The organism is Acidithiobacillus sp. TH-A67 (assembly GCF_057473545.1).
This window is the reverse complement of the sequence record NZ_JBYCKU010000018.1, coordinates 1-24,558: the sequence shown is the minus strand read 5'-3', so window position 1 is coordinate 24,558 and position 24,558 is coordinate 1. Positions and strand designations below refer to the sequence as shown.

Below are 24,558 nucleotides of genomic sequence, written 5' to 3'. Positions count from 1 at the left end.
GACCGCCGAGGCGGCAACCAGCGAGGGACGCTGCGATTTGGTAGCACGCGTCGAAAACATCATCTGGGCCTTCGAGTTCAAGGTGGTCGATGACACCGACGAAGCCAGTCCGGGCAGCAACAGCGCCCTAGCGCAACTACAGGCCAGGGACTACGCCGCCAAGTACCGCGGCGCGCCGGGCATCGCTCAGGTCATCGAGGTCGGCGTGGAGTTCTCGCGCCAAGAGCGGCGCATCGTCAACTGGCAGGCAGAAGCATCCGGCAGCATCGATTGAAGCGTGCCCTGCGTCTTGCAAACGCATATCAGCTGTCCACAGCTACACCCCGCGATGCGCAATGATGACTTCCTCGCCCTGCTGAGCACGGCGAAAAAGCGGCGACTCAAGCCAAAGCGGCAAAGTATGAGCGTGGCAACATCCAGCGACCGGGCTGGCCAGGCAGTTCGATAAAGCCGAAGTGCTGGTAGAACGCCGCCGCCTGCGCGGATTTCGCATCTACCACAATGGCTGCGACCGCCAGCGTTTGGCTGGCGGCAACAACGCGCTTGCACGCATCCACTAGAAGGATCGACCCCAGACCCTGTCGCTGGTACTGCCGGCTCACAGCCAATCGGCCGATCAACGCGACCGGCACCGGATAACGCGGGAGCTTCTTGCGCCAATCCTCGGGCAGTGTATTTGCCGCAACGCTGGCAGCGCTCAACGTGTAGAAACCGGCAACCGCCCGCGATGCCTCCACCGGTGAGGCCACGAAAACACGCGCCACGCCGCGTTTGATATCCTGGCTGGCATAGTGCCGCAGATATTCATCGAGCGCAGCTTCCCCACAGGCAAATCCGATGGTATCCGCCTCGTCATCCAGCGGACGAATCCCGAAGTCCATCAGCGCACATGCTTGGCGTGGCGCACAAATGCGCGTTGCAAGGCCGAATTGGGAGTAGCCGGTGCATCCAGCGCGTCCAGAAAAGTCGCGAAATCATCCTGAGACAGGGTGATGGACTCAAACGTCTGCACCACCGATCGTGCCTGTTCGACGGCGTTGCGAAGCACGAATTCGGACACACTCATATGCGTGTAGGCCGCTGCTTTGTCGAGCAGCCGCCGAACCTCCCGATCGCAGCGGATGTGCAGGCGGGTGTCCTTGACAATGCTTGGCATGGCAGGCTCCTGACGATACCCTTTAGTATTGTGCACCATTTGTGCGCACACCGGCAAATTCTTGTATGCGTCCACCACCTTTGGCACTAACGACTAATCGACGAACAGAAGGTTTGTGGCCTGAGCCAGAAAGCATTTTGTGCCCAAGCGGGTATAGCGGTGGCGACCTTTCAGTATTGGAAACGCAAGCTGCGGGTCGAAGCTCACGAACCCCAGCGGGTGGCCACCCACCCTGCCAGGGACGTTGCCCAACTCATCCCCAGATTGTGAAAAGAGCAATTCGCCGCCAACCCCCTGCGCTCCGATTTGTACCGCATCCACAACCATCTCTGAAGAACGCCACTCAGAGAGCGGTTACTCTGCGGGGATGGAACCACTCCGCCGCCCTTTGCTCCCGGCCCAACGATGAAGCCAGTATCGAGGAACACACAGCGGGGATGCTGAACCACACTGAGGTTGTCGCAGATGCTTCGCTTGGCTAAAACAGCTATATTGTCCAAGTCGAACAACAGGAAGGGATCGCGATGATAAAGATGAGCTCGGCGGACGCCAAAAATCACTTTGGGGAACTTCTGGACAAGGTGCAGGAGGATGCTGTCCTCATAACAAGGCACGGGAGACCCAGCGCCGTCCTGCTTTCTGCCCGCGAACTGCAAGCCTTTGCGGCGTTCCAGGAGTCGCGGCAGCGTCGAAAGAATGCTCTGGCCGATTTTCAGGAGCTTTTTTCCCGCAGTGATGGGCAGCGTAGCCCACGCGCCGAAACGCTCACCGATGCGGATATCCGACAGTTGGTGAAGGACGGGCACTAAATCTTCAGTGCGCGTCATCCTCGATACCAGTGTCTTGGTCAGCGCGTTGCTGCGGCCTGAGTCTGTCCCTCGCCGGGCCTTACTCCAAGCACTGCAAAGCGCGGATATCTGCGGTTCGGCGGAAACGTTGTAACCGCTCGCTGAGGGGCGTTCTTCTCTGGTGAAGCCGGTTGCCCGACCATGTCCGCTCTGTAAACGCTTCACGATTCTCTGCTCCGCTCTGCAAGACGGTCGGCATAGCGTAGCGCCATATCCCTGGCCTGCTGTGCATTGCGTCGCAGTGCGGCAATGGTAGGACGCCGGCGGGGGCGATGGCGCTCGCGATACTGGGCGGCCTGCTGCAACAGACCTTCAGAAACGCCGCTATCCAGAAACAACTGCTCTACCCGCTGTTCTACCCGCCGAAATTTTTCCCGTTCGGCTTTATCCAGAAAAACCACCGGCGATCGTGCAGAGGAAAGATCCACACCCTCGATCCCCGCCTGCTGCAATGCAGTGGCAGTCGTTTCCGCATATTTGTCATCCTCGCTCAGGCGGTCGAGATTGATGTCGATTGTGCAAAGGGGATGGTTTTGCACCAGGCTATATAACCAGAGGGCATAGAACACGAGATAGCGCTGCTCCCAGCCGAGCGACACCTGGCGCATTTGCTCGCACCCCGCCACAAAGTCCTCACTTTCCAAGGCTGGCAAAGCGATCTCCTGCCGCAGGCGCAGCAACATCTCGGGGGGATGACTGGCCTGCAACACCAAAAGACTCACAATGTCGAAGTAGTCGTTGATCTGATACGAAAACCACTGGCTTACGGCATCGCGCCACAAATGGATTTGCACGCCGCCATGGGTCTGCCGCAGATAGGCCACCCGCCCAAAAGAGCGGCAACATTGCAATACGGGTGTTGCGGGTGCGGCATTGATCAAGGTCTGCACATAGTCCTGCAAGCCTGGACAAATGCTTGGGTCGAAGAAAGACGCATAGCTCATGCAGGGCGAGAACTTGCCGTGCAGGGCATCCCGCAGAGCATGAAATTCACAGAAATATGGTCGGGTCAGAGCTGGATGGCGCAGGGAGCGGGCCGTTTCGTCGGCAAAACCGAGCAGAGCATCGGGGTCACCGTTCAACTCTACCAGCGCTTCATGAAAGGGTTCCTGATAACACCAGTAGCGATCTTCGGCGCGACGAAAGCGCTCAAAAAGCCACGTGCTCCCCGAGCGCCACAGCGAATGGATAAAGATCGCTTCCCGGCCCATCCATGCCCCTCCGCATCAGTAAGGATCATCGGATCTCCATTGTATCCGAGGCCAGCCACAAATCATTCGCAGCCCTCTGAAAGGAGCTGGCCCGGTTGTATACTATGCGGTCAGCATCCAGCGCAGGGTTTCCCGCAGAGGAATTTGCGGTGCCAGTCCCGTATGTTGGCGCAGCAACGCATTGGATCCGAGCAGGCGCGGCACTTCGTTGGCACGCACAAAGGCCGGGTTGACCCGTACCTCCATGGAATGCCCGCTGATCTCCTCCACCATCTGCAATATCTCGCGCAGGGAATACGCCTGCCCAGAGCAAATGTTGAAGGTCTGCCCAACCGCGTTCGGCGCATCGAGCAGCAAGGCCGTGTAGATGGCGGCGACATCGCGCACATCCGAAAAATCCCGGCTCACGTCCAGGTTCCCCAGTTCGATGATCGGTGCCTTACGCAGGGCGTGGCTGACGATTTTGGGTATCAGGAAGCGCTCGTCCTGGCCTTGTCCGGTGTAGTTGAAAGGACGGGTGATGACCAGGGGCAAACGGTTGGCATAGCTGCGCGCCATCTGTTCCATGGCGAGCTTGCTGGTGGCGTAATGATTGACCGGTGCAGGACAGATGGATTCGTCAATCACTTCGATATTCGGCGTCCCATAGATATTGGCAGAACTCGCCAACAGTACCCGTTGCGGTGGCGTTGGCAGTGTGGCCAGGGCTTCGAGAAGATTCAGCGTGCCAAGCAGATTCACCTCGTAGATGGCACGCACATCTCCGTGTGCTACAAACGAGATCGCTGCCAAATGCGCGACATGCGTGGGCTGCAGGGCATGGACAGTGGCATGGACCGCCTCGGCATCGGTGAGATCACAGAAACATCCCTCTCCCGCTGCACTATCCGGCGGCTCCAAGCCAAGCACGCGAGCACCCCGTGCGAGCAGGAAGTCCCCCAGATAGCGTCCTGTAAAACCGCCGAGGCCCGTGACCAGTACCGTCATCAGAAGCAAACCCCGGACTGCACTCGCTGCACATCGGCTTCGACCATCATCGCGCAGAGCTCTTCCAGGGTCGTTTTGGGTTCCCAACCAAGTTTGTTCTTGGCCTTGGCCGGGTTACCAATCAGCAACTCCACCTCGGCAGGGCGGTAGAACTTGGGATTGACGCGCACGATGGTCTTGCCCGTAGCGGTATCCACCCCAGTTTCGCCCTCATCCTTGCCGCGCCACTCAATTTCGATGCCCACCCCCTTGGCGGCCATGGTCACAAAATCGCGCACGGTTTCGGTGCGATTGGTGGCCAGCACAAAGGTGTCGGGCTCGTTGGCCTGCAACATGCGCCACATGCCTTCGACATATTCCTTGGCATAGCCCCAGTCGCGCTTGGCATCCAGATTGCCCAATTCCAGTGTCTCTAGCTTGCCGAGCTTGATCTTGGCCATGCCATCGGTGATCTTGCGGGTGACAAACTCCAGCCCCCGCAGCGGGCTCTCGTGGTTAAACAAAATGCCGCTGGCAGCAAAGATGTCGTAGCTCTCGCGGTAGTTGACCGTGATCCAGTGCGCGTATAGTTTGGCGACACCATACGGACTGCGCGGATGGAAGAAGGTTTCTTCATCCTGCGGAATGGCATGTACCTTGCCAAACATTTCCGAGGTGCTGGCCTGGTAATAGCGAATCTTGGGATTCACCACACGGATGGCTTCGAGCAGATTCAGCGCGCCGATACCGGTGATCTGCGCTGTGGTGTGCGGCTGATCGAAGCTCACCCCGACAAAACTCTGCGCCGCGAGATTATAGACCTCGGTGGCCTGGCTTTTTTCCAGAAGGCGCACGGCAGAGCCCATATCGGTAAGGTCGAACTCGACCAAGTGCAGGTTCGGGTGCTGCGCTAAACCCAAATCCTCCAGGCGCCAGAAGTTGACCGAGCTGGTACGGCGGTAGGTGCCATAGACCGTGTAATTCTTCTCCAGCAGAAGCTGGGTGAGATAAGCACCGTCTTGGCCCGTGATGCCGGTGATGATTGCTATTTTTTCGCCCACCTCGTTACTCCTTAATCATTAGTTGGTGAATACTCCAAAATTCCGCCTTGAATATCGAAACTCTCTTCATTCCATTGCTTATTATCCCAAACAAGGGTAATAGAGCAATCCTTTTTCATGACAAATTTGCCGCCGTCACGAGCGTTAAGTCGGTAAAATCGAGAATCCTCATGGATAAGGATAATATCGTTCTCCCAATGCGGATGAACCGCATGATATGCCGAAACATTTTGATGAGTAATTGAAAGACCTTGAGATATGGCTTTCTGAGTGCATTCGCAAATAAATCTATTCCTGTCAAAAAGAACTGGATCGATCATTCGTTCTTGGTGTGAATGAAAATTATGTACTATTGTCCCCATCCCCGTCTTCAGTTCGCATTTCACAGCTACGCGGGTCCAAAACTCAATGTCTTCATACCCATAACCGATTATTTTTTCATTGAACCGATATTCTGAAAACATCTTTCTCGACAAATAAAACCAAGAGTTTCCATTGGAAAATGGTGACTCTTCCGACTGAATATTATCTAAAGACTGTTCGATGGTTTCTTCGGAACTTTTCTGCCAATAAACATTTGGTATCGCAAAATCTATGCTTTTGGAAACGTCAAAATCAACAATTATTGTGTCTGAATCGCAAAACAATATTCCACTCAAATTCATTTCAATGGCGGCGTTAATCGAAGTATTGCGCAAGATTGATAAACTGAAAAAACGCCTTTCACCAATAAGAACCCAGGGGTCACATGTAATAATTTTATCAAAGGAGGCGCGCACATGTTCTGGGATCTTTTCAATGGCGCAATCGGTCACAAGGAAAGATGAGGCATTCGAGGCATCGGCCGGGAAGTATTTTTGCTTTTCAAGCGATGAACTCAGTCTATCAAAGACATTATTAGTGGCACAATAAAATAAGCCAAAATTTTTCATTTCATCTCCTCTTGTTTCTCATTTTCTGTTTCAAGGGAGTCGGAGACTTCTCGGGTGCTACTCTTCTGTGCATCCATGCTATAAACAATCTCGCCATGTCCAGCATATACACGACATCCGTTGAGCATAATATCAGAAGTTTTCAAGACATCGATCCTGACCTCTAGGTCACTAACATACCATCTCAACTCAAACTCCATCGCCACCAGCACGCCGTCTCGTCCTTTAGTCGCCTCGCCGGACAGCACTCGCTCAACCAAAATCTGCGTATCTTGGGAAATGCAAACATCCGCACGCACCTGGCCATCGCCTTGCATCCCGCCATAAATCCGCACCACATACCGACCCGCGGGCAATGCCGCATGGGGACCACGCAAAAGATAACCTGTCTTGGCGGTGGAATACAGTGTGCGACCTGCGGCATAGCCAATGGGTGAGGCCAACTTCGGATGCGTTGCCCAATAGGCGAGAACGGGTTCGGCTTCCTTTGCTGTTCTTGTCGCAGGCGGCAACTGGGGAGTCGGCAGTCCGTCGGCTCGGCGGATTTCCAACATGGCAATGGCGATATCACTCATCTCTTGGGTCTCGACGCGCACTTCGAGCTGTTGCGCGGGACGCGTTAGGGTGAATTCCAACCGGGCGAGGGTTTGCTCCTGCTCTGGCCATGATCCTTGCAGGACGCAATCTGCCAGAATCTCCTTGCCGCCATCGATACAGACATCGGCGATAACGCCATTGACTCCGGCAATGCCGACCTTGCCGGTGAGTGTGGCCACATAGCGCCCCGGCGGCAAAGACAGATACGGTCCGTAGAGCAAATGCCCGGCCTGCCCCGTGCTCCATAAGGCTGTACCGGTTCGCTCGCCCACCTCGGTGAACAGGCGCGGGTCGGAACCCCAATAGCGAGCCACTAGCGTGTCATCTTTTTGCGGTACCCAGCGATCTTGCCACTGATCGTCCAATACCACCTTGAGCATAGCTTGAGTGGCTTGCGCCCAGGTGAGCCAGGGCATGCCTTCGGAGGAGATGGTGTACCCCGCCTTGGCGCGCTCCAGCCATTGCAGCACGGCATCGGCAAGATCGACGGGGCCAAGGCCGGAGAAGTAGCTGGCATGAGAACCGGCGACCTCACGGAATGCCGGGATGTCGCGTGCCAGGATGGGCAGCTTGTGCCGCGCAGCCTCCACCAGCGGCAGGCCGAAGCCCTCGCCATAAGAGGCGGCAATCAGGCAGGCGCTGGCGGCATAAACAGCCTCTAGATAATCGTCATCGATAGCTTCTAACCAAAACAGATGTCGCTCCAGCTTTGGATGTTGGCGAATCATTTCTACTAGTTCATCGAGCTTCCAGCCCTTCTTGCCTACGATGACCAGATTGATCTTGTGCCCCTGAGCCCACAGCCATTCAAATGCGGCCATCACTTGTGCGTGACCTTTACGCGGCTCTAGGGTGCCCACCATGAGAAAAGCGGGACAGCCAGCAATGGCCTCGAGAGTCCGTCGCTGTTGTGGGTTAGGCTGCCATTGGTGGTCAATTTTCGCATGTTCAACCATTTCTGAGCCGAGGTGAGCCCAACCGATCTGAATGGGCCGCGTTTGCTGGGAGTCAAATAGCGAGAGCCACTGTTTGATTTCGCGAGCAACAGTTTCAGAAATGGCGATGAGGCCATTTGAGATTTCTGGCAAGATCTGAAACCATTTTAGGTAAGAATCGGACACATTGTTGTCACAGGTATGAGGAAGACTCAACGGAATGAGATCATAAACAGTAAAAATCACTTTAACGCCGTGCAAACGCCAGCTACGGAAAATCTGCGACCGACTCGGAATATCGCCGGGATGCAAATCAACGCCCCAGAATACATCACCGTATCTGGGAGAAATAAGATCATCTTCATACTGACCATTTATTTTTAAAAGGTTAGCCGTAAAACCCCTGGCATAGCGATACCCTTCCCCAGACAGATATACGAACTCGACCCGATAATTCTCTAGAGAAATATCGACGAGTGTCGTGATCACGCTATGAGTAACTCTTTGAATACCAGTTTTGGCGTCACGCCTATGGAGTTCTGAAATATCAACAAACAATTGACGAACATTGGGACGTAACGGTGGAAATTGCTCTGCAACATGGACGGCCGCCAGCGCCAGATCGCCTAAGTGATTCGACGAACCAAGCCAGCGCACTGTGTCCACAAATCCGAGCATCCCTTGCTGTGCATCGGCATACGCGCTCTCTATGGCCTGGGCATATTGCCCCGCACATATTCTCGGCTGGTGGTGCTCGCGGATATGGACCTGCGCCTTACTGCCCAGCTCTTTACGCCGTGCGGTATTTGCTCGCAGGGTTTGCAGCGCCTTGATCAAGTCCACATTGGAAAAATCCTCGTCTAGCATCCAGACCGAATCGTGCGGCAGCTCTGCCAGACTGCCATTAGCGTTGCAGATGGTGGCTAAACCTGCATTCATGCAGTCGAGAACAGTTCCTGAAATCTCGCCATAGTTGATGTCGCGTAGCTGCACGGCCATATCTGCAGCAGCTAGGTAATTGCGGTAGGTGCTTTCCTCTGTCCAACCGGTGATACTGATGCGAGCCCGCGCCGCGCGCATGCGCTGCAGTAACTGATCGCCGTATTCTCCATCCGCCTGTCCGACAAAAACCAGCCTGGAGCGCGGATCATGTGCTAGGTCGGAAGCCAGCCAAGCATCGACCAGGCGATGATTGAGCTTGGAAGCGCTAAGCACACCAAAGGAGCATACCAACATATCGTCGTCTTGGAGGCCCAAAGTCGCACGCGCGGCCTGCCGATCAATCCTTGGAATGGTTTGGCGCAAATACGGGATGACCGCCCAGTCCACAGCGAAACCGTGGCCGTACCACTGCACAGCGAGTTGCCGCAAATATTCAGAGTGGACAATTACGCCAAGCGCGCGTTGAATTAACGGCAAATTGGAGGGCCAGCGATCAATAATCTCCTCTTCGTTTTTGACTTGGAGTCTATTTTTTAATGCCTCCCAGCCGTGCGAATGCAGCAAAGCATGACTCCAGCAACCGGGAGCAGTACCGCTGTGCTCACGCATCTGATAGATGCTGCCCATAAAAAAGTCATGCAGCACGACCACACCGGGCACGCGCTCAAGCAAATCAGGTATGTGCGCGTGGTAAGGAGAATTACCAATGTGATAGAGCACGCGATCGTAGCGCTGCGCGCGGACGACGAACTCTTCGACGCTGCGCTGCCTCGCGTTGGCAAGCACCCAGGGGTCGGTGAGCGGCTCTTCCTGATGGACGATGACTTCGATGTCGTACTGTCGGGCAAGTTCGGGAAGCAACTCGGCAGAATAGTCGGCAATGCCACTTTTCGCCGACTGCAAAGGAGATACATAGGCTAGCAGCGGTTTGTGCTGTGGTTGGGCAGTCGGCAGCGTGTCAAGATTGGACTTTGTGTTGGGAAGCGCGTGAGACTCCAGGGCTTCGAGGGCGCGCTGGGCGGTCTTTTCCCAGGAGAATTTCGTGGCCTGCAGCATGCCATGTTTCGAGAGTTTTGTACGGAAGTCGGCATCGCTCAGTGCCCGTTGCATCAGAGCGGCAATCTCATCGACGTTCAGCGGATCGAATAACGCCTCATCAAGCCCGACAACCTCGGGCAAGCTGGTTGTATTACTCGCTAGGACTGGCGTCCCACAAGCCATCGCCTCTAAAGCAGGGAGACCAAAGCCCTCGTGCAACGATGGTAATACAGAGAGAGTGCTTATGTTGTACAGCGCCACAAGATCATCATCTGATACGCGGCCCGTAAGTATAAGTTCATCATCCAATAAATGGTGCTGTTTGGCGGCGGTACGTAGGAATTTTCGTGCTTCCTCGCTCACATCATAAACAAGTACTAGCTGGTGCTCTTGCCGAATAGATTGTGGAAGTTTTGAGTACGCCGCAATGAGGTTAGGGACATTTTTGTGCGAGTCTGTTGGCTCTCCAGCACGTATGACAATGTTTCTAGTAATTCCATACTTTCTTACTAACTCCTCTTTTTTTGCCTGTTCAATATTTATGACTCTGAATCTATCATCCGTAGCAGAAGAGATAACTGCCAGTCGATCTCGAGGACAATTCAGATAATCTATCGCCTCCTGCGCCGAAGAATTGGAGATGCACAATAGCAAATCAGCATTTCGTAACCAGGCGAGTTGATGATGGTACCAGCAGCTGGCCACCGGATGAGCAAGGTATTTTTCCTTGTGAATGAGCGGAATGAGGTCATAAAGAATCACAGCCGTAGACACAGTAGAGTGTCCTACCGCACTGACTGCGCCATCCCATTGACCTTCAAACACGCTAGTGATCAGCAACCAATCGGGCTGGAGCTGGCGAATCTTGGCGTTGTAGAGCTCTTCGCTAGCAGCGCGGCGCCAATTGTTGGCAGGGTCGAGGGCGTGGCAGGGGGTCAGCGGCGTCCAGAGGTGAATGTCTTCGTCCGCCACCAGATCGGCGAAGGCTTCGCGCAGCGGGTCGATGGTGTCGGCAAAGGCGGTGTTGAGCAGCAGGGCGATGCGGTGCTGGCCGCGGGCGAGCCGGGCCAGCGCCAGAGAAAACTGCAGGGCGTAGCGCCCGATGCCCCGGTAGCGGCTCTCACTCTGCGCACCTTGTAGGTCGATGAGGATGTGCATGGCTCAGCTCCTCACCGCTTGGGCCAGCCAATGCAGCGCCTGCCTGGCCTCCCAAGGCACGGCGCTGACGTCGGGGTGTGGAGCTTGAAGCGATGCGCTGGCTTCGCGCAAGGGGCGCACGGCAGACTCCGGCGCGCCTTTGCTTTGCAACGCAGCTGCGGCGACCTGCAGCGCGGTGGCGATTTCATGCAACTGCTGGCGCAATTCGCTGCTCGGCGGGTTGTCCTGCGCTGCGGCCTGCAAGGCAGGTTGCTGCTGCTCGCGTAGGCGTTCAAATTTCTGCGCCTGCTGCCGGTCGGTGAAGGCGTTGACCCAGCCCGTCCAATCGAAGCGGGCGTCGTTGTGCGGCTGTTGCCCAAACCTGGGCAGCAGCTTCCAGCGCAGCTTACCCAGGGGCAGGTCGCGCAGCTTCAGATAGCTTGCGTGAAGGGCGTCGAGCTGCTCTGATCTGGCGATGAAGGCTATTGCCTGGCCTTCGGCGGAGTGGCGCATTTCGGCCAGAATCAACTCGCGCGGCAGTCCTTTTTTCAGTCGCACGATGTAATGCAGCAATCCACCGGCATCGGGTTCTCGGCCAATGATCTCCTGGTAGGCACGTGGGAGAAACTCTTCACTGGGCGCATCCAGCAGTGCAGTCAGATCAATGGCGTTTGTGGGCATAAACAATTCCGAAATAAAAGTGATTACAAAAGACTTTCATACTGGTAAATGGCATCCTCAACCGACTCGACAATCTGCAGTTTGCCGTTTTCCAGCAGTGCGGCATGGTCACAGTGGGTGCGGATCACTTCCGTGTTGTGTGAAACCAGGATCATGGCTCGACTCGCTCGCTTCTGAAAAAGTTCATGATTGCATTTTTCCGTAAAGCGGTGATCTCCTACCGCCATGACCTCATCGATCAAGTAGCAGTCGAACTCAATGGCCATGGAAATAGCAAAAGCCAGCCGGGCTTTCATACCCTCGGAATAATTTTCTACCGGCTCGCCCAGATACTCCCCTAATTCGGCAAAGCCCTCTACATAGGTCAGCATCTTGGCGTAGTCTACCGCATAGACCCGCGCAATGAGGCGCACATTATCCTTGCCCGTGAGGCTCCCAATAAAGGTGCCGCCAAAAGCCAAAGGCCAGGATAGCGACATACCCCTGTGGATCTCCCCACTATTGGCTGACTCCGATCCACTGATAACCCGCACCAGTGTCGACTTACCCGCTCCGTTGCGGCCCAAAATGCCCCATTTTTCACCGGGTTTGATCGTCAGATTGACGTTATCCAAAATCATCCTCTTGGAACGCCCGTGATGGATGGGGTAATACTTGCTGAGGTTTCGCACTTGCAGCATCTGTTACGCCCCCCCATGCACTTTGACCCGCTTGATGGCCAGTTCCGTGAGGGTATAGCCAAAGAGCGTCATGGCCAGCAGAGCAACAATGGTGTACGGGATGTGGTAATAGGTCGGCATCTGGCTGCCAAAATAACCGTGGTGAAAGTATTCCACACAGTCGATCAACGGAAAATACAGCAGATAATGCCGGTAGGGTTCCGGCACCATATACATGGGAATAAAGACGCCCGAAAACGGCAGCATCAGGTACAAAATGATGTGCGAAGTCTTTTCGATGGTTTCCGACAATTCTGCCAGGGCCGCCATGATTAGCACAAAGCCGAAGGAGAACCAGATGACCAACAGATACCCCATACCAAAGGCATACCAGTGGACTGGCAAATGGGTCACCCCAATAAAGGTAAAAATGGGATAAAGTACCATGAAGGCCCCAGCACCGCTGGCAAAGGTCAAAATAATACGGGCGTAAATGATGTCCATCGGGCGGATGAGCTGGTGATGCAGCAAGGAGCGATTGACATCGATAGCCTTGGTTACCCGCCCTGTACCATTCCGCCAAAATAACAGCGTGGGGTAGCTGACGGCCAGATATTCGGCCACGGTAATACCATTGATATAGGCCGCCTCGATGTACGAAAAGATGATCATCACACCGACCACAAACATCGACGGCTCGGCAATGATCCACAGCACCCCCAAGCCCTCGCGGCCATACATGGTGATGGTCTCGCGCATTACCAGCGCCCAGATGACCCGGCGCTGGATGGCAAACTGCCGCCAGAGGCTTTCCCTGGGCAAGCTAGCGCTCATGGTGCTCCTTGATGCCACCCACGACGACGACCAGCACGCCCCAGACCATCAGGCTGATGACCAGGGTCGCGAGAATACCCTCGATGCGGCGCGGCAACTGTGGTGCGTCGGGCAGGTTGGGGCTGCTGATGGTTTCCAGAAAGAGTTCCTGCTTCTGCGCGGTGATGCGCGCCTGCTGCAAGGCGGTGACGGCGGCCACTAGGATCTTCTGGGCGATGTCCTGATTCACCTGCAGGGTTTCGTACTCTGTATCCTTGCTGGCCAGGGACTGGTGATCGCCGGTGATCTGCGCCTTGGCGCTGGCGATCTGGCTTTCCAGGGCCTGTACGCCAGAACGCAAGACCGGGATATTGGGGTTTTGCGGCGCGTGCTGTTCGATGGCCTGCAACTGGGTCTTTTCCTGAATGAGCTGATCCTGCAGCTTGGCGACTAGCGCCAGTTGCAGTTGCGATTGCTGCAGAGGGCTGATGACCCGCTGCCCGTTACGGTAATCGGCCAGGGCGATGGTGCTTTGCCGCAACGCCTCCCGCGCCTGTTGCACGTCGGTCTCGGCAAAGCGTACCGCCTCGGCATGGGCGCCGGCATTGAGCTGGTTGACGATATCCTGCCCCTTGGCGAGCAAAAGGGCGTTGATCTTTTGTGCCATGGCCGGGCTGTAGGCCCGTACCTTGAGAGTGCTGATGCCACTGGTGGCGTCGATGCGGTCGTCAGTCATGGACTGGTAGTAGCGCCACAAACGCACGTTGTTGGTGAAAGGATGAAAGACGCCACCATAACGATCGAGAAAATCTACCCCATGGCTGTACTGCTTTTTTAGATTGACGGCCTTGTTCAGGGCCATCATGGCATCCCAGGAGCTGATGTACGCCGAAATGGTCTGCGAGGCACTGGAAGAATAGTTGCCGCCAAGCCCACCAATCAGACTGGCCAGGCCGCCACTGCTGCTGAAGCGCTCGCCGGGGCTATAGACAACAAAGCTGGCCTCACTGATATAGACCGGCGAGGCGATGATGCCAAAGTAGAGAATGGACAGTCCGGTGGGGACCAGAACCACAAAAATGAACATCTTGCTGAGATTGCGCAGCCAGTTCCAGAACGCAGCGAACAAAGAGACTCCAGTGCTTTTCAGACTCAGGCGGGGACTTCGGTGCGACCGTAGATGTCTTCAAAACGGACGATATCGTCTTCGCCCAGATAGGCGCCGCTTTGTACCTCGATCAGTATCAGGGGGATGACGCCGGGGTTTTCCAGGCGGTGGGCGGTACCGGCCGCGATGAAGGTGGATTCGTTGGTCATCACCAGCCGTTCTTCTTTGCCTACCACCACCTTGGCGGTACCGGAGACGACAATCCAGTGCTCGCTGCGGTGATGATGCATCTGCAGGGAGAGTTTTTCCTTGGGCTTGACCAGAATCCGTTTGATCTTGAAATGGTCACCCTCTTCCAGCACCGTGTAGGTGCCCCAGGGCCGATGTGCGGTAACGTGGGTGTCTACCAGCGGGTTGCCCGAGCGCTTGAGGCGATCGACGATCTTTTTCACGTCCTGATCGCGGTCTTTGCGGGCGATGAGCAGGGCATCGGGGGTGTCGACCACCAGCAGGTCGCCCACCCCCAGCAGGGCAGTGAGGCGATCGCTGCCATATACCACGCAGTCCTGACTCTGCTCCAGCAGCACCTCACCATGGGCGCGGTTGCCTGAGGAATCTTCCGGTAACAGCTGTCCCATGGCACTCCAGGCCCCCAGGTCGTTCCAGTCGAAACTGGCGGGCACCACGGCGATGTTCTCGGCATGTTCCAGAAGGGCGTAATCGATGGAGATATCCGGGCTCTGGGCAAATTCGGCACCCAGCCACCAGGTGTCGCCATTCCCTTGTGCTTCTTCATAAGCCATCTGGGCGGGCATGAGCACTTCCGGGGCGTGGGCAGCCATGCCCTGCAACAGGGCCTTGGCGGAAAAGCAGAAAATGCCGGCATTCCAGTAGTGGCGGCCATCGGCCACATAGCTTTCCGCTTGGGCGCGGGCGGGTTTTTCGAGAAAGCGCTGCACCTGGTAGCCGCCTGCCAGGGATTCGCCCACGGCGATGTAGCCGTAGCCGGTTTCCGGCGCGGTGGGGAGGATGCCAAAGGTGACCAGATAGCCCTGGGCGGCCAGTTCCATGGCCCGCGATACCGCTTCGGCAAAACTGGCATGGTCGCTGATGAGGTGGTCGCTGGGCAGCACCAGCAGCACGGCGTCTTCCCCTACCTGCTCCTGGGCCCAGAGGGCAGCAACGGCAATGGCCGGGGCGGTGTTGCGGGCTTGCGGTTCGAGCAGATAGGAGACCTCGGAACTGGTGCCCGGTGCTATCTCCATCAGCGTATCGCGTGATAGAAAATAGTAATCTCGATTGGTGACCATCAAGACGCGACCGGCATGTTTCAGGTTCTGCACCCGGCGGTAGGTTTTACGCAGGAGGTTTTCGCCATCGGGCAAGGGGATGAAGGGCTTGGGTTGTTGCTTGCGGGACAGGGGCCAGAGCCGGCTGCCAGTGCCCCCGGAGAGAATGACGGGAACGAGGGGCGGCGTGCTTTGCGTGGTAGATGATCCTGGATCATGCTTCATGATCAGCTCCGGAAGGCCTCGGCATTATGAATGCTTGCAAAGTACCATCCGCCATAAACCCGGTCAATGGAAACAGGTTCAGTCCCAGGCTAGCGCACGCCAATGACCCGGCGCAGGATGGCGCGGTATGGCTCCTGCCACCAGGGCTTGCGCCCCTGACTGCGCTCTTTCCAGTGCACCAGCAGGGCAACTGCATCTTCCGCAGTGATGAGGCCCCGGGGGCCAAAATACAGAGGGTAGTGAATCAGCGCGGCGGCGACCAGTTCGTCGAGACTACGGCGCCGCGTGCGCCGCGCCAGGGGGCAGTGATCGACCGTGAGCCCCCAGCCGGAGTAGAACGGTTGCCCGTAGCAATGCACGGACTTGCCGCGCAGCAGGGCCTCGAAACCCGTCAGCGAGGTGAGGGTGTGCACCTCATCCACCTGCTGCAGAAGACGCTCCATGGGGACATCATCAAGCCAGACGTCACAATATTCGCGCGCCTGCGCCTCGCCCTGACCCAGCGCCCGCAGCCGGGCGACCACGTCGGGATGCGGTTTGTAGATCAGCAGCGCTTGCGGATTGGCGGCACGTACCTGGCGCAGCAGCTCCAGATTGCTGCGCAGGCAGGGGCTGCCATGGGCCAGGGCGGCGTCACTCTCTACCTGACCAGGCACCAAAATCACCCGCTGCGCCTGGGAGGGACGCTGCCAACTTTTGGCCCCCACGTTGTATTTGCTGATGCCGTGGCGAAGAATCTCTTCGCGCAGTCGTTGTGCCCGGGCACAGTCCTCCGGCGAAAATTCGCCATCCGCCAGCAGCCACTCCAGATCCGAAGGACTACGTGCATCGTAGTACATACCGCGACTATCAAGAACCCAGGACAGCGGGCGGGTGAGCTCTGCTCCCAAACCCACCGAGCGCAAAAAACCATCTTCCATGCGCAATACCGGGAGGGGAACACGCAGATCGGGGACAGGACTGCTGCCCCAGAGGAGCAACGCCGCAGGACCGGAAAGGGATTTTTCCTGCTCGACGAAGTGCAGGCGTTTACCGGGAAAGCAGCGCCGCAGAAAGCGCCATTTCCAGCGCGGGAAGCGCCAGACCAGGAGATCATCGGGCAGGGCCTGCAAGTGCTTGGGGATGGGCGCTGGCGCCTTTTTTTGCTTAGTCACGTAGTCTTGCCAGGAAGGGATCGACCAGGGCAAAGTGGTCCTCCCAACGCCAGGCGCGGAACTGGCGTAGGCGGGCACGCTGGGCGTGGTAGCGGGGTCCGCCGTCCCGATAGTCGCGTAAGGCGCTGAGCCAGGCCGGTCCATCCAGGGGGTCGAGATATTCGGGGATGCTGCCAGCGGCTTCACGGAATGCCGGCAGGTCAGTGGCGATAACCGGCGTGCCCACACTCAGCGCCTCCACCACCGGCAAGCCGAATCCTTCGGCAAAGGACGGAAAGAGCAAGGCGCGGGCGTGCACCAGCCAGTTGCTGAGTTCCTGATCGGCGCAGCCATGCAGCTCCACTACCTGTCCGGCCAGGGCTGGACAACGTTCCAGCAGGTCGATGACCTGCTCGCACTCCCAACCCCGCCGCCCCAGGAGTACCAGCTTGGGGACGATCTCGCCGAGGCTCAGCCAATACCGCCAAAGCTGCAACAGGAGCAGATGATTCTTGCGCGGTTCGATGGTGCCGAGTACCAGAAAATAGGGATCGGCGAAGGGCCGCTCCCGACAGGGCCGGGGCAAGGGCTCGGCGCCCAGGGGGGCGATGAGCTCCTCTACCCTGGGAGCAACTCCCTGCTGACGACGATGTTCCTGGCAACTTTGCCAGGTGGCAGTAGAGTTGAAAATCAGGCCGCGCCCGGTGCTCGCCATGGTACTCAGGCGCTGGCGGTGGCGCTGGTCCTCGCCGGGGCGGGCGTATTCGGGATGGGTCATGGGGATGAGGTCGTGAACGAAATAGACCGGGTGCAGGTCCAGTGCGCCCAACCAGCGGGCGTAGATGGGGTCTTCCAGGCCGCTGTGACTGAGGTGAAAGAGCACACTGCCGGCCTTGGGCCGCAGGTTGGCCAGATGGGTAGCCGCGACACTCAACTGGATGTCGCGGCGGGGATTGGCGGACTCGCCCAGCAGGGCGGCAAAGAGCCGGTCGGAGGCCCGATGGGAAAGACGCAGCAAGCGCCCTCCGTGACGCACCAGGGCCTGGGCGCGGGCGCGGTAGTGACGCAGATAGGCGAGCGTTACCCGATCCACGCCGGTGGGCTGCAGCCCCTCCAGGTGGCGGCTGCAAAGGCGGGTCAGGTCGATGAGCAGATCCCGGTCACGCACTTTCGTCATCTACCTGACATTCCTCCCGCACACTGAGCCGGCCAACGCTGTGGGTTGCCAGGCGCTGGCAGGTTTCGATGACCGCCTCGCTGAGGCCCGGTTCTTGGAAGAATACCCCACGCACCTGCACCGTGGCAGCCAGGGCGGTAAAAAAATCTTCCCGTAGCTGCGGATCTGGCTCCCGGCCCTCAGTCCAGAAGCGATCCAGTCCACCCTGATGGCTGAGGCCGGGAATGTCGAAGACGGCACCGCCCAGCACCTGCAGCGGCCGATGCAACTGCAACACCCGCAATGCGGTGCTGCTGTTGACCAGAACCACTCCGCGGGCCTTCTGAATGAGCTGGTTGAGCTGGCCACCGCGCAGATAGCGGATACGATCGGCAAGGCCGAGTTCCCGGGCGCGGCGGAGCACGTAGCGCTCCCAGTTGGGCAGGGCCGGATCCCAGGGGTGTTCCTTGACCACCAGCAGCGACTCCGGCGGGGCATGGCGGGCGAAGGAGGCAAAAACCCGCTCCAGGGCGTCCTCCATCTGCGGAAAGGGCGAGTAGGCAATGATCTGAAAATCGAAGTTGAGCTGGATCGGAAACAGGTAATAGGGCTGGGAGCCGCCAGTGATCTCCTCGACCTGCCGGGTAACGCGCCGCTGCCGCAGCCGGTTACCGAGCAGGCGCCAACCACTGGCGATGGTGTAGGGAATGGCAGGGGGGCGGCGATCGCTGCGCCGATAGCGGGGAAAGCCCAGTGCCCAGCTTAGCAGGTTGCTGAAATTGTAGCTGAGATCGCCCATGGCCATCTGCTGGGCGTTGTCGCTAAAGCGTGCGCCCCAATCGAGGACCGCTGCCTGCTGCGCCAGGGCGTGGATCTCCTGCGGATCCTTGGGGAAATGGGAGGCACCGCTCATGCCATCCCGCTCCAGGGTGATCCAGTCCGGGCGCAGGTAGCCAAAGTCGGTAACGGTGACACGAATGCCGAGTTCCTGGGCAATGGCCACTGCCTCGCGATGGTAATAGCGCTGCTCGCCAAGGAGCATCAGGTCGCTGACCTGCTCACGCTGGAAGAACGCACGGATGTAGTCCGGCCAGGCAGTGTAGCTGCCGCGATAGGCGGTACTGTACTGGTCATGCCAGAAGATCCAGTCGCCGGGACAGAGATTGATACGGGTCACCCGCCAGCCCCGTTGGACCAGGCAGTGACCCACGCGCCGAAAGAAGGGTGAGGGCATGCCCTGCAAAAAGACGATATGCGGCGTCATCTAGCCGGGGGCGTCTCCAGCCCCAGTGCCATTTGCAGGCTCTGGCCATAAGGGATGCGCCCCAGAGGGGCGCCGGCAGCCTGCAGTTTTTCGAGGGAATGGCCACAGGTCCGGCCAAAGATCTGCACCAGCAGGGGATGGAGCAAGGGCTCGGCGCGCAGGCGCAGCCAGCCGTACGGGGCGGCGATGACCTGGGCGGCGGCCAGGGCCAGCGCGTAGGGCAAATTCAGAATTACTCCACGTCCCCGCAGGCCCTGGCGCAGGTCTCGTAAAAACTGCGCCCAGGATATCAAGATCGGGTCCCGCACATTGTATATCTCGCTTTCTGCGCTGGGGTGGTGGGCGGCCCAGAGGGCGACATCTACCAGGTTCTGCACATCCAGATAGCCGCAGTCCGCTTCTCCACCAGAGACCTTGAGCATCAAGCCGCTGCGAATTTCGCTGCCGATGCGCTCGATGAACGGACTGCCGGGCCCCATGACATTCGTTGGACGCAGGATGGTCCAGGGCAGGTGCATTTCTGTGGCCCGGCGGCACAGCAGTTCCTCGGCTGCCTGTTTGCTGTCGCCATAGCCAAAACCCGTGGGCTGTAAGCGGGCGTTTTCCTGTGCGGGTTCCTTTGGGAAGCCGTAGACGTCGACACTGGAGAAGTGCACGAAGCGCTCGGGCAGTTCCGGGGCTTGCGCCAGGGCATCGAGCAGATGGCCAAGGCCGTGCACGTTGACCCGCCAGTAGGATTCCCGCAGATCCCAGGTGCGGACATTGGCGGCGCAGTGAAAGACCCGTCCGACCCCGCGCACGGCAGCGGGCAGGCTGTCTGGCTGGGTTAGGTCGCCCACGTAAATCTGCGCCCCCTGCTGGAGAGCTGCCGAAAGGCGCTGCGGATCACGGACCAGCAGACGTATAGGGATGCCCTCCCCTAGCAGGCGTTGGGCCAGATGTCCGCCGATGAAGCCCGTGGCGCCGGTAACCAAAACGGGCTTCATGACTTGCCCTTCCCCTCTTTGAAAACCTGTCGGGCAGCGGGCCGTGGCACCTGGTTAAGGACGCGGTAGCCCCAGCCCACGAAGGGATTCATCCACGCCCAGCGGGCGCGCAGGGCCATGGCGATGGGAACCGCAGTAGCGCCGAGATCGAGTTTGACATCGTAGGTGGTCAACCCCAGTTCCAGTCGCTCGGCACCCAGCTCGATAGCGGTATCGACCACGGTAGCGGCCACATGCAGGTAGAGGCCATCGTTTTGTGCGGCGTTCCGCCCCACGTACAGCCAGCGCATCAAGGTTCCGTCGCGCAGCAGCAGGGCATGCGCCACCAATTCGTCACCACAATAAAAGAGCAGGACCAGAGAATCGTCGCCCATTTCTTCCGAAAAACTCCGGTAGAATTGCGGGGTGAGGATCTCGCGTTGAAACTCCTTGGCGGCATCATGAACGATCTGCCATTGCGCGCTGAGAACTTCGGCCAGATCGATAAAATCCCTTCGCAGTTCGTGGCGTATTCCCAGCGCCTCATTGGCGCGTCGGTGTTTTTTCAGCTTGCTGCGGTAGTAGCTGCGCATGGCCTGATGGTACTCCGCCGGGCTGCTCCAAGGGAGATCCAGATAGGTATTGGGCAACCCCGCGATCCAGTGAAAACCATGGCGGGCAAAGTCCTCTCGATACTCCTCTGCCGCAGGCTCAAAATCCCGCACCACGAGCAACAGATGCCCTTCCGCCCGGGCGAGGCGGCGCATCTCGCTAGCCAGGCGATCGACCAGCTGCTGCCGCGGCAACCCCGCTACCTGCGCGATGGGGGGGCTGACGATGGTGATGGGCGTGCCACACTCCAGCATCGTCCATTTCAAAAAGCCCGGCCAGCGGCAGCGAATAGGGGCGAGAATGCGCTTGAGGAAGGGCGGAGCAAAGATGGCAATGTCCGTAAGCACCGAGTAGAGCCCGAGAAAGGCCTGGGGCTCACCCTGTTCATCCTGCAGCACCAGATAACGATAGGAAAAGCCCGCTAGTTGTGATGCCTCCAGCACCCGCCAGAAGCGCGGGTCCAAGGCTGTGGAATGACCGCTGCCAAGATGCTGCCAAATGGACTCTGGTACTTCGTCGATGGTGGAGTAGAGTGTGCTTTGCAGGATTTGTTCCCCTTATCATAAGGAAAATCTATTATCTGACTGGGCGGACGATAGTCTAGCACCATTACAGGGTCTTGACAGCTTCTTCTCCTTGCCGCGGGATAGCACCCCATCATGGCGAAAATTCTGATTGCCGCCAAAGGCGGCTTTGGCGATGTGCTGCCTCTGCTCGCGGTGCTCCTGGCCCTGCGCGATCGCGGGCATGAAATGCTGCTGGCCGGCGACCGCCAGCACGCTGTCCTGGCGCGCGACGCCGGCGTACGCTTCCAGGCCCTCGATGGCGTCAGCGAACCCTTTGCGCCGCCTTCCGAGGAAGGGCTAACGGTGCTGCGGGATCTTGTTGACCGAGCCGACCTACTGCTGGCCAACCCTTTGGTACCCGCCGCCGTCCTGCTCGCCAGAAAACTGGAGAAGCCCTGGGTCTATGCCTCGGCCTCGCCATTGGCCTTTGCTACCCGCGCCGATCCCCCCTGGTGGCCGGTGCTGGCTCGACTGCAGCGCACTCTGCCGGATTCTTCTGCCATGCAGCAAGTTGCCTTCAGACTGGCGCGGTCGCGGGCCGCCTGGCAGTTCCGCAGCCTGGCCGGCCTGGCCCGGCGCCTGGCGGTCGAGATGCCGGGGCATCCCTGTTTTGAAGGGCTGCACTCGCCCTGGCTGAACCTTCTCCTGGCATCGCCACACCTCGTGGAGGCCGACGCCTTGCCTGCGCAAGTGCTGCTCACTGGCTTTTGCCCCCAGCTTCCACCCAGCCTGGAGAATGTGGCGGCTTTGCAGCGCCTGCAAGAATTTCTGGCCGCCGCAGCGCCGCCCGTAGTGGTGGCGCCCGGGGGCGCAGATCGCCGCGATCCGCGTGGGTTTGTGGCGGTGACCCAACGCGCCTGCCAGATTGCGGGTCGGCGCGCGGTATTTGCGCTGCGCCCGAGCCATCATGGGCTGGTAGGGGGGAAGCGAGACTTCCTGGCTCTGCCCTATCTGCCCTATTCGCAGCTCTTCGCCGGGGCCGCGTCCGTCGTTCACTCCGGCGGCATCGGTGCATTGAGCTGGGCAGTGGGCTTGGGGGTGCCCTCGGTCTTGCTACCCTCGGTCTGGGATCAGTTCGATAACACCCGCCGCGCCCTGCAGCGCGGCTTTGGGCAATGGCCACAGCGCCGTCCCGAAGCCATTGCCCATGCTCTTGCGCAGAGCATGGATCGATCCTGGCCAGCTCTGAGCAGGGTCGCGCCCGAGCTGGCTGCCGAGGATGGCGCGGCAGTGGCCGCCACGGCCATCGAGGCGCTCCTGACCCGATTGGCGGCCCGGCACATCGACAGTCGGCACATCGACTTGTCAGTCACTGGCAGGGGCGGTAGCATTGCTCATAAATTGGCTGAATATCATTAGCAGCATTTCCAAGAATTTAGATAGGAACCCCAAAACTTGCGCCCTTATTCTTACGCCGCCGCACTGCTGCTGACGACCTTGCTTGGAGGCTGTTCTGCGTATCTGCCCTACGCCGGCCCCCGCGCTGCGGCGGTCAACGATGTAGGCCACAACAAGGCCCTGCAGGGCATTCGTCTGGTAGACGTAAACTACGCGCTGGCCCGGGTGTTTCACCAAGAAATCTACCAGCCGGACCTGGCCCTCCTCAATCAGTTCCGCAACCCGGCGCCGAGCCTCTATACCGTGGGTCCCGGTGATGTGCTCGAAGTGCATATCTGGGAAGCACCGCCGGCCATGCTGTTTTCGCCCAGCGTGGCCTCGACGACGACACCATCGGGCTCCATCATGACCACCATTCCGCCGCAGATGGTGAACGCCGGTGGGCAGATTTTCATGCCCTTTGCCGGCGAGATCCCCTGCGCCGACAAAACCACGCAGCAGATCGCTGCAGAAATTCGGGCCGACCTACAGGGCAAGGCCCACGATCCGCAGGTGGTGGTGAGTCTGGTGCGCAATCGTGCGCAGAGCATCTCGGTGGTGGGCAATGTGAAAGACAGCAAACAGGTGCCCATGGAACCCGGTGGGGTCAGTGTGCTGCAGGCCCTGGCTGCCGCTGGTGGGGTGGTGCAACCCGTCAGCAAGGTCACTATCCAGCTTTCCCGCAGTGGGCAGGTCCTGCGCCTGCCCCTGGAAGACATCATCGCTAATCCCAAGGAGAACATCTCCCTACGCTCGGGAGATGTGTTGACGGCGCTCTATCAGCCCCTGCGCGTCACCATCATGGGGGCGACCCAGCAAAGCAAAGAAGTGGACTTTGAGGCATCCGGGATCAGTCTGGCGCAGGCCCTGGTTCGTGCCGGCGGTATCAACGGCAACGAGGCCGATGCCCGGGCGGTCTTTGTGTTTCGTCTGGAATCTCCCAAACTCGTACCGGGCTTGGCCAAGGGGCCGCTGGTCGATGGCAAGGTACCGGTGGTATTCCGCTTTGACTTCAGTAACCCTGCCACCCTCTTCGCGGCCCAAGAATTCCCAATTCAAAACAATGACTTGATCTACGTGGCGAGTGCTCCAGTCACCGACCTGCAGAAGTTTCTGGGTCTCATCGTGCAGATTGTCTATCCCATTCAAGGTCTGACCTCAGCCGGCGTCATCAAGTAATCATGATCAAAAATGCCATTGCCATAATTGGCCAGGCAACGCGACTGCCGCAGCGGGCCGACACCTACTTTTGGCAAGCCCTGGTTGCTGGTAAGTCGCTGCTGACCCAGGTGGCCTCCGACCGTTGGGGGCAATCGGCTTTTGCGCATGCGCTGCGCGGACATCCCGGTACTTCCGTGACCTTTGCCGCGGGGAGCTTGGGCGACGTAGCCGGCTTTGATGCTGGCTTCTTTCGCATCTCGCCCCGGGAAGCGGCAGCCATGGACCCGCAACAGCGGCTGTTGCTGGAGATGACCTGGGAGGCGCTGGTCCAGGCAGGGCAACCCATCCGTCGCCTGCGCGGCAGCCCCACGGGCGTGTTTCTGGGTCTGGCGAGCAGCGATTATGGCTATCGCTTTGCCGACGACCTGGCTGCCCTGGGACCGAATTCGGCCACTGGGGTCACTGCCAGCATTGCCGCCAACCGGCTCTCCTACGTCTTCGACTGGCGGGGCCCCAGCCTGGTCATCGACACCGCCTGTTCCTCGGGGCTGGTGGCCTTTCACCGGGCCTGTGAGTCTCTGCTGCAAGGGGAATGTGAGCTGGCCCTCAGCGGGGCCATCAACCTGCACTTGCATCCCTTCGGCTTCCTCATTTTTTCCAAGGCTTCCATGCTTTCCGCCAGTGGTCGTAGTCGACCCTTTCAGGAAGGCGCCGATGGGTATGTGC

The 24,558-nt window shown here is 58.6% G+C and carries 23 protein-coding genes; 6 read left to right on the top strand and 17 right to left on the bottom strand.

Annotated features, from left to right (window positions below):
* Positions 1–274: PD-(D/E)XK nuclease domain-containing protein (locus tag AC2VNM_RS02325; protein ID WP_486912798.1), on the top strand; the 274-nt coding region annotated here is incomplete at its 5' end.
* 106 nt (positions 275–380) lie between these two features.
* Here AC2VNM_RS02325 and AC2VNM_RS02320 read toward each other — a convergent pair.
* Entirely contained in the window at positions 381–881 is a 501-nt protein-coding gene (locus tag AC2VNM_RS02320; RefSeq protein ID WP_483166669.1) for a GNAT family N-acetyltransferase, read from the bottom strand.
* Entirely contained in the window at positions 881–1,156 is a 276-nt protein-coding gene (locus tag AC2VNM_RS02315) for a type II toxin-antitoxin system TacA family antitoxin (protein WP_483166670.1), read from the bottom strand. The genes AC2VNM_RS02320 and AC2VNM_RS02315 overlap by 1 nt, the downstream gene beginning before the upstream one ends.
* Before the next feature lie 96 nt (positions 1,157–1,252).
* Here AC2VNM_RS02315 and tnpA point away from each other — a divergent pair, with 96 nt between their 5' ends.
* Both tnpA and AC2VNM_RS02305 read left to right on the top strand, forming a co-directional pair.
* The gene (gene tnpA, locus AC2VNM_RS02310) at positions 1,253–1,426 is read left to right on the top strand and encodes an IS66 family insertion sequence element accessory protein TnpA (RefSeq protein ID WP_486912799.1); all 174 of its coding nucleotides are present in this window, start codon (positions 1,253–1,255) and stop codon (positions 1,424–1,426) included.
* Positions 1,427–1,680: 254 nt separating this feature from the next.
* Positions 1,681–1,965: a type II toxin-antitoxin system Phd/YefM family antitoxin gene (locus AC2VNM_RS02305; protein WP_486912797.1), complete on the top strand. Its 285-nt coding sequence runs from the start codon at positions 1,681–1,683 to the stop codon at positions 1,963–1,965.
* A gap of 200 nt (positions 1,966–2,165) precedes the next feature.
* On the opposite strand, the gene AC2VNM_RS02300 is transcribed toward AC2VNM_RS02305, so the two are convergent.
* The 15 genes from AC2VNM_RS02300 to AC2VNM_RS02230 form a co-directional block, all read right to left on the bottom strand.
* The gene (locus AC2VNM_RS02300; RefSeq protein WP_486912796.1) at positions 2,166–3,215 is read right to left on the bottom strand and encodes a hypothetical protein; all 1,050 of its coding nucleotides are present in this window, start codon (positions 3,213–3,215) and stop codon (positions 2,166–2,168) included.
* A 102-nt stretch (positions 3,216–3,317) separates the two neighbouring features.
* Complete coding sequence (locus AC2VNM_RS02295; protein ID WP_486912795.1) at positions 3,318–4,202, bottom strand: GDP-mannose 4,6-dehydratase; 885 nt, start codon at positions 4,200–4,202, stop codon at positions 3,318–3,320.
* Complete coding sequence (gene gmd / locus AC2VNM_RS02290; RefSeq protein ID WP_486912794.1) at positions 4,202–5,242, bottom strand: GDP-mannose 4,6-dehydratase; 1,041 nt, start codon at positions 5,240–5,242, stop codon at positions 4,202–4,204. The genes AC2VNM_RS02295 and gmd overlap by 1 nt, the downstream gene beginning before the upstream one ends.
* An 11-nt stretch (positions 5,243–5,253) precedes the next feature.
* Positions 5,254–6,174, bottom strand: a complete 921-nt coding sequence (locus tag AC2VNM_RS02285; RefSeq protein ID WP_486912793.1) for a hypothetical protein — start codon at positions 6,172–6,174, stop codon at positions 5,254–5,256.
* Positions 6,171–10,844: a glycosyltransferase gene (locus tag AC2VNM_RS02280; protein ID WP_486912792.1), complete on the bottom strand. Its 4,674-nt coding sequence runs from the start codon at positions 10,842–10,844 to the stop codon at positions 6,171–6,173. Before AC2VNM_RS02280 ends, AC2VNM_RS02285 begins: the two co-directional genes overlap by 4 nt.
* Before the next feature lie 3 nt (positions 10,845–10,847).
* Positions 10,848–11,504, bottom strand: a complete 657-nt coding sequence (locus tag AC2VNM_RS02275; RefSeq protein ID WP_486912791.1) for a DUF4214 domain-containing protein — start codon at positions 11,502–11,504, stop codon at positions 10,848–10,850.
* A gap of 23 nt (positions 11,505–11,527) precedes the next feature.
* Positions 11,528–12,184, bottom strand: coding sequence for an ABC transporter ATP-binding protein (locus tag AC2VNM_RS02270; protein WP_486912790.1), 657 nt, complete (start codon positions 12,182–12,184; stop codon positions 11,528–11,530).
* A 3-nt stretch (positions 12,185–12,187) separates the two neighbouring features.
* Positions 12,188–12,997: an ABC transporter permease gene (locus AC2VNM_RS02265; RefSeq protein ID WP_486912789.1), complete on the bottom strand. Its 810-nt coding sequence runs from the start codon at positions 12,995–12,997 to the stop codon at positions 12,188–12,190.
* Positions 12,987–14,105 carry a KpsE/RkpR family capsule polysaccharide export protein gene (locus tag AC2VNM_RS02260; protein WP_486912788.1) on the bottom strand — a complete coding sequence of 373 codons (1,119 nt, stop codon included), beginning with the start codon at positions 14,103–14,105 and terminating at the stop codon, positions 12,987–12,989. Before AC2VNM_RS02260 ends, AC2VNM_RS02265 begins: the two co-directional genes overlap by 11 nt.
* Positions 14,106–14,128: 23 nt before the next feature.
* A complete protein-coding gene (locus AC2VNM_RS02255) occupies positions 14,129–15,598 on the bottom strand; it encodes a mannose-1-phosphate guanylyltransferase/mannose-6-phosphate isomerase (protein WP_486912787.1) in 1,470 nt (489 codons plus the stop codon).
* Between the two features lie 89 nt (positions 15,599–15,687).
* Positions 15,688–16,752 carry a capsular polysaccharide export protein, LipB/KpsS family gene (locus tag AC2VNM_RS02250; protein WP_486912786.1) on the bottom strand — a complete coding sequence of 355 codons (1,065 nt, stop codon included), beginning with the start codon at positions 16,750–16,752 and terminating at the stop codon, positions 15,688–15,690.
* Positions 16,745–17,908: a glycosyltransferase family 4 protein gene (locus tag AC2VNM_RS02245; RefSeq protein WP_486912785.1), complete on the bottom strand. Its 1,164-nt coding sequence runs from the start codon at positions 17,906–17,908 to the stop codon at positions 16,745–16,747. Before AC2VNM_RS02245 ends, AC2VNM_RS02250 begins: the two co-directional genes overlap by 8 nt.
* Positions 17,892–19,151, bottom strand: a complete 1,260-nt coding sequence (locus tag AC2VNM_RS02240) for a capsule biosynthesis protein (protein ID WP_486912784.1) — start codon at positions 19,149–19,151, stop codon at positions 17,892–17,894. The genes AC2VNM_RS02245 and AC2VNM_RS02240 overlap by 17 nt, the downstream gene beginning before the upstream one ends.
* Positions 19,148–20,137, bottom strand: coding sequence for an NAD-dependent epimerase/dehydratase family protein (locus AC2VNM_RS02235; protein ID WP_486912783.1), 990 nt, complete (start codon positions 20,135–20,137; stop codon positions 19,148–19,150). Before AC2VNM_RS02235 ends, AC2VNM_RS02240 begins: the two co-directional genes overlap by 4 nt.
* Positions 20,134–21,192, bottom strand: coding sequence for a GNAT family N-acetyltransferase (locus tag AC2VNM_RS02230; protein WP_486912782.1), 1,059 nt, complete (start codon positions 21,190–21,192; stop codon positions 20,134–20,136). The genes AC2VNM_RS02235 and AC2VNM_RS02230 overlap by 4 nt, the downstream gene beginning before the upstream one ends.
* A gap of 195 nt (positions 21,193–21,387) precedes the next feature.
* Here AC2VNM_RS02230 and AC2VNM_RS02225 point away from each other — a divergent pair, with 195 nt between their 5' ends.
* The 3 genes from AC2VNM_RS02225 to AC2VNM_RS02215 all read left to right on the top strand — a co-directional run.
* The gene (locus AC2VNM_RS02225; RefSeq protein WP_486912781.1) at positions 21,388–22,653 is read left to right on the top strand and encodes a glycosyltransferase; all 1,266 of its coding nucleotides are present in this window, start codon (positions 21,388–21,390) and stop codon (positions 22,651–22,653) included.
* A gap of 36 nt (positions 22,654–22,689) precedes the next feature.
* The gene (locus AC2VNM_RS02220; RefSeq protein WP_486912780.1) at positions 22,690–23,850 is read left to right on the top strand and encodes a polysaccharide biosynthesis/export family protein; all 1,161 of its coding nucleotides are present in this window, start codon (positions 22,690–22,692) and stop codon (positions 23,848–23,850) included.
* A gap of 2 nt (positions 23,851–23,852) precedes the next feature.
* The coding region (locus AC2VNM_RS02215) for a beta-ketoacyl [acyl carrier protein] synthase domain-containing protein (protein WP_486912779.1) at positions 23,853–24,558 on the top strand (706 nt) is incomplete at its 3' end.